Source organism: Paenibacillus nicotianae (genome assembly GCF_042681745.1).
Taxonomy (GTDB): Bacteria; Bacillota; Bacilli; order Paenibacillales; family Paenibacillaceae; genus Saccharibacillus; species Saccharibacillus nicotianae.
Map to the genome: position 1 here is coordinate 1419978 of NZ_JBHUGF010000010.1, position 12729 is coordinate 1432706.

The 12729-nt window shown below is 34.6% G+C and carries 12 protein-coding genes; 8 read left to right on the forward strand and 4 right to left on the reverse strand.

Annotated features, from left to right (window positions below; genetic code table 11):
* Positions 1–16: 16 nt before the first annotated feature.
* Positions 17–613 carry a TetR/AcrR family transcriptional regulator gene (locus tag ACFSGI_RS10530; protein ID WP_204824090.1) on the reverse strand — a complete coding sequence of 199 codons (597 nt, stop codon included), beginning with the start codon at positions 611–613 and terminating at the stop codon, positions 17–19.
* 193 nt (positions 614–806) lie between these two features.
* Here ACFSGI_RS10530 and ACFSGI_RS10535 point away from each other — a divergent pair, with 193 nt between their 5' ends.
* Positions 807–1931 carry an NADH:flavin oxidoreductase gene (locus tag ACFSGI_RS10535; protein ID WP_204824091.1) on the forward strand — a complete coding sequence of 375 codons (1125 nt, stop codon included), beginning with the start codon at positions 807–809 and terminating at the stop codon, positions 1929–1931.
* Positions 1932–2048: 117 nt separating this feature from the next.
* Here ACFSGI_RS10535 and ACFSGI_RS10540 read toward each other — a convergent pair whose 3' ends face one another.
* From ACFSGI_RS10540 to cyoE, 3 genes are all read right to left on the reverse strand, one after another.
* Positions 2049–3131 carry a glycosyl hydrolase family 18 protein gene (locus ACFSGI_RS10540; protein ID WP_204824092.1) on the reverse strand — a complete coding sequence of 361 codons (1083 nt, stop codon included), beginning with the start codon at positions 3129–3131 and terminating at the stop codon, positions 2049–2051.
* A gap of 52 nt (positions 3132–3183) precedes the next feature.
* Positions 3184–4575: an N-acetylmuramoyl-L-alanine amidase gene (locus tag ACFSGI_RS10545; protein WP_204824093.1), complete on the reverse strand. Its 1392-nt coding sequence runs from the start codon at positions 4573–4575 to the stop codon at positions 3184–3186.
* Positions 4576–4762: 187 nt separating this feature from the next.
* Complete coding sequence (gene cyoE / locus ACFSGI_RS10550) at positions 4763–5674, reverse strand: heme o synthase (protein WP_379283151.1); 912 nt, start codon at positions 5672–5674, stop codon at positions 4763–4765.
* Between the two features lie 342 nt (positions 5675–6016).
* Here cyoE and ACFSGI_RS10555 point away from each other — a divergent pair, with 342 nt between their 5' ends.
* The 7 genes from ACFSGI_RS10555 (at position 6017) to ACFSGI_RS10585 (ending at position 12695) form a co-directional block, all read left to right on the forward strand.
* On the forward strand, positions 6017–6622 hold the full coding sequence (locus ACFSGI_RS10555; RefSeq protein WP_204824094.1) for a pentapeptide repeat-containing protein: 606 nt from the start codon (positions 6017–6019) through the stop codon (positions 6620–6622).
* Between the two features lie 204 nt (positions 6623–6826).
* Positions 6827–7777 (forward strand): pectate lyase, encoded by a 951-nt coding sequence (pelA, locus tag ACFSGI_RS10560; protein ID WP_204824095.1) that lies wholly within the window; start codon positions 6827–6829, stop codon positions 7775–7777.
* A 1181-nt stretch (positions 7778–8958) separates the two neighbouring features.
* Positions 8959–9222 (forward strand): hypothetical protein, encoded by a 264-nt coding sequence (locus tag ACFSGI_RS10565; RefSeq protein ID WP_204824096.1) that lies wholly within the window; start codon positions 8959–8961, stop codon positions 9220–9222.
* 157 nt (positions 9223–9379) lie between these two features.
* Positions 9380–10357: a hypothetical protein gene (locus tag ACFSGI_RS10570; RefSeq protein WP_204824097.1), complete on the forward strand. Its 978-nt coding sequence runs from the start codon at positions 9380–9382 to the stop codon at positions 10355–10357.
* Between the two features lie 48 nt (positions 10358–10405).
* Positions 10406–11122 carry a DUF7002 family protein gene (locus ACFSGI_RS10575; protein ID WP_204824098.1) on the forward strand — a complete coding sequence of 239 codons (717 nt, stop codon included), beginning with the start codon at positions 10406–10408 and terminating at the stop codon, positions 11120–11122.
* Positions 11123–11508: 386 nt separating this feature from the next.
* Complete coding sequence (locus ACFSGI_RS10580; protein ID WP_204824099.1) at positions 11509–12330, forward strand: hypothetical protein; 822 nt, start codon at positions 11509–11511, stop codon at positions 12328–12330.
* The gene (locus ACFSGI_RS10585; RefSeq protein ID WP_204824100.1) at positions 12327–12695 is read left to right on the forward strand and encodes a hypothetical protein; all 369 of its coding nucleotides are present in this window, start codon (positions 12327–12329) and stop codon (positions 12693–12695) included. Before ACFSGI_RS10580 ends, ACFSGI_RS10585 begins: the two co-directional genes overlap by 4 nt.
* Positions 12696–12729: the final 34 nt, after the last annotated feature.

Here is a 12729-nt window from a genome sequence, read left to right on the forward strand (position 1 = left end):
AAGGCTGATCATCCTATCAGCCTTTTTGCGTTGAATGTAATATATGAAGTCCGCCCATCACAATTGGAACTACACGTTCAGCCAGATCAGATGGAGATTGTTGCTGATTATTTTTTTTCCATTGATAAGCCGCTCCATATATTGCCCAACTGATCATCGTAGCCGCCGTTGTTAATGTGTTTTGATCTGCATGAGCGTGTTCTTGCGTAATTAATTGGAGTATAAATTTCTCTAGCTGGGTCCTGATATTTTCCTCCATGATCGCAGATACAGAATCGTATTTTTTGATACATGTCATACTTGAATCGTGGTATTCACATAAAGCCATAACTAGCTCGTAAATCATTTCTTCTGTCAAATTAATATGACTGTCTACTTTACGAATAACCAATTGCAAAAAAGTATCCGATAGCATCGTTTCCAGTAGTGCATATTTATCTGGAAAATGAGCATAAAAGGTTGCCCGATTAATAGTAGCTTGTTTGGTAATATCACTAATCGTTATGGTATCAAAGTCCATACTGTGAAGCTGTTGTAAAAAGGAGTCCAAAATCAACTGTCTTGTACGAATCACACGTGGATCATTGGGATTAGGAGAAAGAATACTTGCCATCAGTATACACCACTTTCGATTCAGTTGTTGTTTATTGTTATTATAAACGTAGTCTATTGTGGCAACAAGTAATTAGAAAGATAAACAACAATATGGATGATCTGTTGCTTAAGCAAAATAACGCAAACATTGTTGGTTGTAGAGCCTATCAAAGCTTGATAGGATCGATGTATACCAATCAGGAGGTGCTATTTTGAACAATCAACAACAACAAACTTATTCAACAGAAGCTTTATTTCAACCATATACACTAGGTAAACTAACCCTACCTACTCGAATCGTGATGGCACCTATGGGTCGTCTGTTCTCGATCAATGGGGTACCTGGAGAAGATGTAGCTGCTTATTACCGTCGCCGGGCTGAAAAGGGAGTCGGGCTTATCATTACAGAAAGTACAAATATCGATCATCCTGCGGTGATCAGTGAACCTAATATCCCTAATTTTTATGGAGAAGAAGCTCTACAAGGATGGACGGAAGTAGTACGTCAGGTACATGAAGCAGGCGGAAAGATATTCCCTCAATTCGGTCATATGGGGATTGCTCGTCCAGCCGGTTCTTTACCACATCCTGAAGCACCATCTATCGCTCCATCCGGGCTTGATCTAGAAGGTAACCTTGTTACTGAACCGATGACTCAACAAGAGATAGACGATGTTATTCAAGACTTTGTCGATGCCGCTGTACAAGCGCAAAAGCTTGGATTTGATGGTATAGAGATTCATGGAGCACATGGTTTTTTGATCGACCAATTTTTCTGGGAGAAAACCAATCAGCGTACCGATCGCTACGGTGGAGATTTTATCAAGCGTGCTCAATTCGCTGTCGAAATTATTCAACGTGTACGGGCTGAAGTAGGCGAAGACTATCCGATAGCGATTCGTTTGTCTCAGTGGAAAATGAGTGATTATCAAGCCAAACTATTCGATACACCTGAACAACTGGGTCAATTTCTAGATGTGTTGGTTGAAGCAGGTGTCGATATCTTTGACTGCTCGACACGCCGCTTCTGGGAGCCTGCTTTTGAAGGATCAGACCTTAGTCTAGCAGGATGGGTGAAGAAGTTAACAGGCAAGCCAACAATCACTGTCGGTTCTGTAGGATTAGACAGTGATTTTACAACGCTATACAGTGAAGGAACAGGATCAGAAAAAAAAGATATCAATGGTTTATTAGAACGTCTAGAAGCTAATGAGTTCGATCTGGTCGCTGTAGGACGTGCGCTGATTAGTGATCCTGATTGGGCGATCAAAATACGTGAAAATCGTACCGAAGAATTACACAATTTCACACCTGAATCGTTAACAACATTGATCTAAAGATACTGATTTAACATTATGATTATTGCTAATCATAGAATGATATGTATAACATAAGCTCAAAATTGATATCAAAAAAAGCGTTCTTCATTTCTAGTGAAGAACGCTTTTTTGGTTTTACATATTTTTGTTTGACTTCACCAGACCTGCTTGTACTGCTTGCCAGAATTGCTCATCTTCCATACCGATCGCATACATTGATACACCAGCGAGTTGATATTTTTGAACAAGCTTTGTTTTCTGCGTGATACTTACTTTATCTTCATACCATACTTGATGCTGATCGCCATTGTTGTCGGTATAGCGGGCAATCATAGAACCAGAAGCCTGATCCCGTTTACCTGCAATATGTTTTTTTGCCAGGAGTGTAGTGGTTTTTTTCCAGGGAAGCATCACATTAGCATCATTATGTGATGCTTGAGTTTGCGTAACATTCCAGTCATTTCCGTATGCAGGTAGTCCCATTAATATTTTAGATGAAGGGACTTGTTTTACCGCAAAAGCAAGCGAAGATTCAATCCAGGGTTTCCCAGCAGAAGAACCAGGTTCGCTCCATACGCCATGTTCATCATAGGTCATCACCTGTAGCAAGTCGGCTGCTTTACCAATAGCCTGATAATCATACGCACCCGACCATCCGTCTTCTGGATCATCTTGATCTTTGGCAGGCACTGACACCATCGTTTTGAATCCATTCGCTTTCATTACTTTCGCTGTATCACGTACAAAGGCACTGAGTGCATCACGATCTTCTGGAACAAGAGATTCAAAATCCAAATTAACTCCGCTATACTGATTTTGTTTGACCGTTTGTAAAAGACCAGCAATTAGTTTTTTGCTTGCTGCTTGATTTGTTAATACTTGATGAGCCGCTTTAGGATCCCAATCGGTTTCACCATAGTTAGAAACAAGTGCAAAGGTTTGTATATTCCATTTGTTAGCTTGCTGAACAGCTTGTTTAGGAATACTTCCAACCAGATTGCCTTTTGCATCTATATTTAGCGTATCAGTGGACATTTGATTCATATAGCTATGATATTTGGTAAACGTTTCTGGCGATGCGTCTGTATAATAGCCGAGCACTAAAGGTTGGGGTTGCGCTACAGATGTAGTCTTACGATCAGCCGCCCATACAGAACCTATACTGAGAACGACTATACAGATTAATACTAATACCATCACACTACTTTTTCTGAACATAGTTTGTCCCTCCATGAGTATGAATAGGGATCGTATATTTTAACGATACAACTTATTTGATATTCAAATATTCTTTAAGCCCTGCAACGATCGCTTCAGCTACTTTATTTTGAAATTCATCTTGTACCATAATCGCTTCTTCTGTTTTGTTGGTCAAAAATCCAATTTCAAGCAATGCTGCTGGCATTGTTGTTTTGCGAATTACCAGATAGTTGGCTTGCTTGGAATTGCGATCTTTAAAGCCGGTAGCTGCAAGTACATGTTTTTGAATAATATCAGATAACAATTTGCTTCGCTTGGTATCGGCATAGAAGGTTTCGGTTCCACTAGCATCTTTGTTAGGAGCAGCATTACCATGAATCGATAAGAATACATCGGCATTAGCATCTTCAGCAATTTTGACCCGACTGTCTAATGGAATAAATGTATCATCCGTACGTGTCATAATCAGATCGATTTTAGGTTCCTTTTTGAGCAAAGCAGCTACTTTATTACCTACATTAAGCACTACATTTTTTTCAAGTACACCTGTAGCTCCGATACCGCCGGAATCAGTATCTCCATGTCCTGGATCGATAATAACTACTTTTTTGCCATTAGAACCAACAGGTTTGGTAGTTGCACTTGTATTTAGATCGACAAATGTTAGATCATTTTGCTGATACAATTTGTACGTTTTACTTTGATTCAGATCAATCACAATACGCACTTGAGCAGGCTGGCTACTGAATACAGAGTAACGAATCTGCTTTACATCTGCTGATCCAGTAACAGGGATCGTTCCAATTTCCCCTTGTTTTAATTCGGTTCCTTGCAAGAATCCTTTACCAAAAGCTGTACTCGGGAAATCAATAACGATCCGATTCGGATTCGTCAGTACCGAGTCGACGGGCTTGACTTGACCACTAGACGAAATCATTAAGCGATTATCGCTATAACTAATACCTTCGATCGTTGTATTGTTAGGATCAGGGATAGAACCGTTATTGGTATCCGGGCCAGCAGATACTTTTTCCAAAAAGACTGTTTTGGATGTATTGTCCCATTTTACTTTCAATCCCATCTGCGTTCCTACAAAGCGTAAAGGCACATAGGTCGTATTGGATTTCATAAATGGAGCCTGTTCTAATACAACATCACCACTGGTAGCATCTGCTTTAGATTGACCTACCGTTAGCTTGATCGTGGCAGCAGTGTTAGAGATCGTGATAAGTTGATCGGATTGTTTCCATTTTACTTTGTAGCCTAATTTTTCAGAGATCACTCGAATAGGAACCATCGTTGTCTGATTCGTGATCATGACATCGCCAGCACCTTCCACAGGTTGATTATCTAGCATGATTTGTGTAGAAGCAGCTTGAGTCGTCGAAGGGAAGAGAATAAAAAAGCTCATTATCATCGCAAAAGCTATCGTTATCCATACATTTCGTTGATTTCGGTTCATCGTTATCTCATCTTCTTTCCGGTTAGAATAGTGCTCACTTATGTATATTCGGTTTTACCCACTTAAAAGGTTAAACTCACGTAAGGAAAAAAAGTTTCTCTAATGCAAAAATAAAAAAAGCTATTATCTATTTCTCTATAACAGAGAGAGTCGATAATAGCTCAAATCATTAGAACAATTGTCTAGTTTAAGCGATCAAACAGTACGCAATAATCATTAAGAAAATGATTGTAATATGATTGATCGAGAAGATAAACATTTTGTGTGACCATTTTTTGTTTTCGTATTTTTTAAATGTAGATACACTTAGAATCAACCATGCCAGTGTAACAACAAATGATACGAGTGTGACATAAGGACTTAATGTCCAGAATAAGAAACTTGAGAACAACAGTAACACGATATATACATTGGTCTGAATATACGTACGTTTGATTCCTTTAACAATCGGAAGCATAGGCACGCTTGCTGCTTTGTATTCATCAAATCTGCGAATCGCAATACCATAGAAATGCGGCATCTGCCATAGTAACATTGTTACGACAAGTGCCCAAATTTCGAAATGCCCTAAATCTTGTGAAATCGCACACCAACCGATTAATGGAGGAACCGCTCCTGACAGGCTACCCACTTCAGTGTTATACACAGTTGTACGTTTGGTCCACATGGTATAAGGGACAACATAAAGAAAAAGTCCCAAGATACCGAATACAGCCGCCATTGGCGTAGCCATATACAATACAATAGCACCCAAAATTGTCATCGTAAAACCGATAATCAAACCTACTTTGGTATCTACTTGACCGGTAACTGTCGGACGGGTTCGGGTTCGTTCCATAATCGCGTCGATATCCCGATCATACAAGTTATTAAATGCTCCTGCGGAAGCGATAATCAAAGTCGAACCCACCATAGCGAGAATAATTGGTACAATCTGTCCCCAGACGGATTCATTAAATACATAAAGTGCCATACATAGACCAGCAATAACAGCAATCAGATTAGATTTTATAATACCGACTTTAATTGTATCAAAAAAAGCTTTTGGTATTGAACTGTACTCCACTGTAATGTTAGACTGCGCACTATTATTCATCATTATTATCTACCCATTTCTATATAATTAAAATTTTATACTATATAATGTAGTAATTATATCACTGTTTATAGTAGGTGAATTCTGTAACTTGACTTCGTTAATAATAATGTCATTTAAATGTGAACAATTTTAGAACACTTAGTAATTGAATTGTGAAAAATACATCGATATGATACAAGTCATATCTATTAAAAGTAGCCTAAATGACTAGCAGAAGCAATCAAAATAACCTTTTCTAAAAAAAGAATTGACTTTCAAAACGATTTAAGCGGGGACTTGACACCTATATGGTATATTAAAATAGATTTGCTTAAATGATTTTATTTATTTTGGAGGTCTATTGTGTACCAATATAAAGATCAAGAATATGATGCAGTAGAATTTGATGGACGAGATTTGCGGTACGGAGAATTGGTAAGTTGTACTTTTAAAAAATGTACCTTTATGAATGTATCTATGGATGAAATAGAAACCAGTTACTGTCGTTTTATCGAGTGTGATTTTAAAGGAGCCACTTTGAACGGGTCGATCCATACAGAATCGGCTTTTGAAAATTGCTCATTTACCGGTGCTAATCTGTTTGTCGCTAAATTTAACTCTTGTAAAATGACCGGGTCAGACTTTGCCGGCGCTCAAATGGATGGGATCACGCTCAATGGAGGCGATTGGTCGTATACAAATTTGAGTTATACGATATTCAAAAAGCAAGATTTACGAAATATCAAATTTTATGAAACAGATTTCTCTAATGCTGATCTATCGCTAGCAGACTTGAGAAAATGTGATCTAACGGGTGCTGTATTGATCAAAGCTAACTTGCATGGAACAGACCTTCGAGGGGCTAATCTTGAAGGTGTAGATCTGAAAGTATTGGTGATCAAAAATACCCGTATGGATCGAGAACAAGCTGTTCTGGTAGCACGCTCTTTGGGGGCAAAGATCGAATAACTATCTTGCTAACTGCGTTCTACTAATAGAAATAATAAGAAATGAATCAACAGATCAAGCTATCTAGTATAGCTTTGATCTGTTTTTTTATATCCAATATCAGATTAAAAGGAAATTATTTACAAAAATAAAAAAATAGACTAAACTCGCTATTAATCACTGTAAGCGTTATCAAAAAATGGATGTAAAAGGAGATTTATCTACATGAAGAAAAACAGAATATCTATTGCGCTCGCTTTTACCATGTTGTTGTCTGTACCGGTTGTACTATTACAACCTACGACCACGATCATGGCGGCAGATGCTTCAGGTACTACAGCAAGCCTGGCTGATATTATCAAAAACCAACAAGCCGATGGTGGCTGGAAAAAAGACTATGCAGAAGCCAGTGGAGAATGGTCAAAATCGACGATCGATAACAAAGCGACATATACCGAGATTCGCAGACTGGCAAGTGAATACACCAAAACCAAAGACAGCAAATATTCGGCTTCTGCGATCAAAGGTATTAATTTTCTAATCAATATGCAGTATGCGAATGGCGGATGGCCACAAGTCTACCAGAGCTCGGGATATCATACGCATATTACATATAATGACGATGCGATGATCAATGTGATGATTTTGCTAGACGACGTTGCCAATAAAAAAGGCGACTTTACCTTTATCGATAGCAATCTAGCTAGTAAAAGTAAACAGTCTGTTGATAAAGGAGTCAGTTGCATCTTGAAAACTCAAGTCACATCAGGAGGCAAATTGACGGTATGGGGACAACAACATGATTCCAGTACCCTCAAGCCTGCCGCAGCACGTATCTATGAAGTACCTTCGCTGAGTTCCAAAGAGAGTGCAACCATTGTAAAATTCCTCAAAACCAGACCTTCTACTTCACAAATTGCAGCTTCGATCAAAGCGGCTGAAGACTGGTTCAAAGCTGTACAAATTGTAGGGATCAAAGTAGTGAAAGAGAATAACGATGTGATCGTAGTAAATGATTCCAGTGTCACCAAGCCGATCTGGGCAAGATTTTATGAATTGAATACGAACAAACCTATCTTTATCGGACGTGATGGTATTGTGAAATACAAATTGAGCGATATTGATCAGGAAAGAAGAACGGGTTATGCGTGGTACGGTAACTGGTCACCGAGTTGATGGATTGTATACTTTATTTTAAAGAAGAATGATCGGTGCTGAAGGAGTTAGGGCTTTTAGATGCATATCATCTGGAAGCCCTTTTTTTGATTAAAATAATACCCTAAATATTGGATTAGATGATAATATAAGGATTAAAACAGTGCTATTATTGAGTCGTAAATACAATAATGTTATCTAAAAGATGCTAAATAAAAGTGGAGGTAAAAGCAATAAAGATTGAATCAAAAATGTTAGAACGATTTCATTCATTGATTGGTTTCGGAGAGCAGATATTGAATGCTAAAATCTATAATCCATACGGTGATGATGAAGTCAATGAATAATTAATCGAAGAAGAAAGTATCAATCGGATAACATCATATTCACGTTGCGTACATTCATCCTTGGCTTCGCATACATCAGACACTCAGCATACGCTGAGTCGTGAATGCAGAAACGTTATAAGAAATCGGCGAAAGGCAGTGAAAATAATCTATTTAGTAGATGATTCAAAGATAATGGGAAATAGGGTTATTTGGAAAATTTCAGCTTGGGAAAGGAATTGGATATTGCGGGTAGTTTCATCTTTAGTGGATTGAAAGCTTTTGATTCATTGAATAATTTTTACTACGAAGATGAGATATTTGAGTTTTTATATAATATTTCCGTAGGCCTAGAACGATTTGAAAAAATAGCAGTTATACTAATTAAACATACTAATGTACAAGATCAAAATGAGTTTGAAAAAAGTCTAATAACATATAACCTTTTAATTCTACTAAATAGGATTTCTAAAAAACATAAATGTAAGTTAGATAATATTCATAATGAATTTCTTCAACTATTAAGTAATTTCTATACTAAGATGAGGTATGATCGGTATTCTTTAATTAGCATTATGGGCATATAGCAAGGAGAAAGAAATTTTAGTTACTTTTTTAGAGAAATATCTAAACACAAATATTGAATCTGAGAGTTTTTTTGCAAATTCAAATAAATGGAGATTCAAAAAATTCATAGGAAAAGTGGTTGGTACGTTATGCGAGGAATAATATGGAATAATAGCATATGAATCCAGTTCACGAAATATGTATACTTACGAACTGCGGTTCGATTCAAAAACAGATATCATTTTTCAAGAAAAGAAGTATGACTTCTTTGACAATAACATTGTTTGGAAAGAGATACTTGTGTATTCGATGAATACATCTGACGAAACTGTTCTTTTAAATTTCATAAGAGATATTGAACCTTTAAACTTTGATTCTGCATTAGCTAATGAATATATAAGTGCTCTAAATTCAGAATTGAAGAAATATGAAATACTGGCTGAAATTAAAGAGCATTATGAAGAAATCTATAATAAGAAACTACGAATAGAAAATCTTAAAATAATTGATAAACTAAACATTTTCTTTGATATGGAGATAGCAGAAGATTTAGATGAAGATATAAAGATATGAATAGAGACTGATATTTTAATCAACCAGTAAGATTTAATTTTATAATTATTTGTGATTGAAACTTCAAGAGGTTGCTGGCATTCTATAACATTATATTTATATATGCCCCATATGTGAACAAAGGAACGCTATGCGAAATTCAGTCAGGAGGAAATATATGAATAAATTTGGGTATCAAACTGATTGGGATCTGCTAACGAATAGAGTTGAATGTTTAGAAAAGGTTAAATATGAAAAAGTTAAATATGCGTACGAGAACTTACTAAAGTTTATATGGTTTGAAGAAAAGTTTAGAGTTCTGCTAGATAATTTTTATGAATTTGAAAAAGACATGTATGATATATATCAAAACTGTATCTCAGTGAGCGCAGAGAAGACTCAAATTGAAATAGGGCAAGAAGGAATAAATCTTTTAAATAGGCGGCTTCTCAATTTTACAGCAAGCGCAAGAATGTATATCGATGAGATAGATTACGATACCACAAAAATATTTAAGAACTCAACAAATGAAGAAATACAGAAAAATTTAAAGAAGTATAAAAGTGAGAAGTACGATAGTAATGTGAGCTATCAATTGCTTGAGTTAATCAGGAATATATATCAGCATAGAGGACTTTTAATAAGAAAAATAACTTTAGTTGAACCTTTAGCAGGGGAAATTAGTATCGCACCAATAATTGTGAATATACGATATAGCGACTTGAAGCAAAATGATAATTTTAAAAATAAAATTAAGAATAAAGAGGATTTAGAAAAGTTTAATAGTGATGACTTAAACATAGTTCATCACATCAGATCATATATCAAAGATTTATTTGATATACATGAGTACTATAGGAAACTTATGTCTTCTGGTGTTAAATTGCATGTGAATACAATTAAAAATCAATTAAAGGAGATTGAAGAAGTAAAATCTAGCTTTCAAGAAGTGGCTTTTTTTGAATCAAACGAAGATTTTTCAAAGTATAAAGGTATTTTAGTTGATAAACGTTACATTGAAAAATATGAGATGAACTTATTAAAAAATAAATTGAGTTTTGATAAGTATTTTTTAAATAGGAGTACTACACCCTTTAAAATGTTAAATAGATTATACACTCAGAATACTGATATTAGTTTGAATATGATTTATTAATTCTAAATAAACTACAAGCCAAATCCATAAAGAGTAGGAGAAAATAAATTGGATAAATTATTGAATTTTGAGAATAAATTTATTAAGTCTAAACCTTATTTGTTTCATGTTACTAGGATGGAGAATTTTTTAAACATTATGAAGCTTAATGCGTTGATATCAGTAAATGAAGCTCAAAAGCACATTATAACAAATAATCTCACTGCACAATCAATCTCTTCAAAAAGATATATCAATACACCTCAAAAGGTACTGATTAATAAAAACAGTATAGTAACAGAATATTATCCTAATACTCAAATAAATATACAAAAAAAGTATTTTTTGCATCAATCAAATACTTTTAGAAACAGATTTTACTTACATCTTGATAACCATGTTTTTCTATGGGCGGATGAAAAATATAAAGAAAATATGTTAAAAAGTTATAGCAAGTATGATATGGTAACGTTAAAATTGAATACTGCAAAATTATTAAATATTTGCAAAGGCAGAATTTATGTTTCTAAATTTAATTCTGGATCGAATCCTCAGTATAACTCACTAAGCAAAAAAAGCAGAAAAATGTTTATACCACTAAGAGATCGATTTTTTAAAAGGGAATATTTAAAAATGAACTCAAACATAGTTCCTCGTTTCCCCTCTCAAGTAAAAGAAATTTTAATAAAAGAAGAAATTCCTAACTTAATAGATATCATTGAAGAAATCACAATTAATAAAAAATCTAATTTTACTAAGTGGCATAACAAGATAAAAATTCAATAAAGCTCTTACAAGTCGAAAAGTATGAACTTCGCCTAACTTAATATTCATGCATTGAGCATATAGCATCAGTCTGGCATGAAAGGAAGTCGGGGGAAGTATAGGCGGCAGCCAAACACCTCCGCATATGCTGAGGTCATGAATACAGGAACGTTGTACGCAATTCTTCAAAATGCATCTGATATTTCATACTGTGAAAGGACATTGAAGATGACACAAAGAAAAAGACTAGAAAAAAACTTGAATCGAGTAAAACAGATGGATGCGCAGAAAGATTGCTTATTTTTAGAAACAAATATTTGTTAGCATAAAAAAACAAGAAAACCATAGATAGTCATGTAATTGCACAAAAAGATTATCTAAGTAGGATATCTGATGATGATTTAGTGATGGTATGTGATCTTAAAAGTACAAAGTATTATGAAAAAAAGAAAAATTTTGAAGTGAGTGAGCTTAAAGATTCATTTAAAGAAGTTAAAACAAGTAATACAGCTAACACTAAAAACTTACTTTGTGGTCACCATGATAAAACATTATTCAATAAAATCGACAACAAAATAACTTTTAACGAAAAAAATAAAGACTATCCAGAACAATGCTTTCAAATTGCATTTAGATCATTTTTATTTAAATACATTCATTCAATGCAAGTAGGGGATTCTGAAATAAGTTTGAGACATCATTTAGCATTTGATGCAGTATATGATTTGAATAAAGAGAAAGAGGAAGCATATTTTTTGAAATTTAAAGAAGCCTATATGCAGAGTGAATGGGAAGTGCTAAATACCGAAATATACACAATTCTTACGAAGATTCATTTTATATCATGTGTGTCGCTCTTTCCCTATTCTTATATGAAATACAGATACGGAGGACACATAAAAGAAAAATTATTTATGAATATTTTTCCTGAAGATGGTGGCACTAAAATTGTCATCTCTTATTTTAAGAAGGACTCTAAGCATTGTGAAATAATAACGAAAAAATTAAATTACTGGTATAAAAACGGGAACTTTAAAAAGATAGAATTATTTCTAACTCGGTGTGTATTATTATTTGATTTAAATGTTACTTATAGACCTTCTTATTATAAAAAGCTGTTAGAAAATGATAATAGAGCAAAAATTTTTTTTGAACTGTCTTTTTTAATTAGAAACCTTATTGATATTATATTCACTTATCATAAGACTATTAATATCAAAATCAGATGATTTTTAGACAGAGAAATGAAGAATCTATTTATATCAATGATGATTCTTTTAGTTTGATCGCTCCAGCTATTCGTAATGGGTTTAAATGCTATACAGGCTTTGAACGGTTCGAAATCGAAAAAACTCAGTGGTATTCAATCCTAAAAGAATTGTCAAAAATAAGAGAAATAATTGGTTGTAAAGATAGACAAAGGCTAAAAACGTATATTTCTACATTCTTTTTGCAGGAATCCGTTTCTGAATGGCAATTGGAACAGTATAAGAAGATAGGTGTTTTAAAACTAATGCGATTTATTGAAGAACTTATCGACTGGATTGAAAACGAACTCGAAGAAAACGAGACTATTACTTTAATAGGGCTATAAAATCTGAAAGATTTTTAAGAAAATCAATAAATTA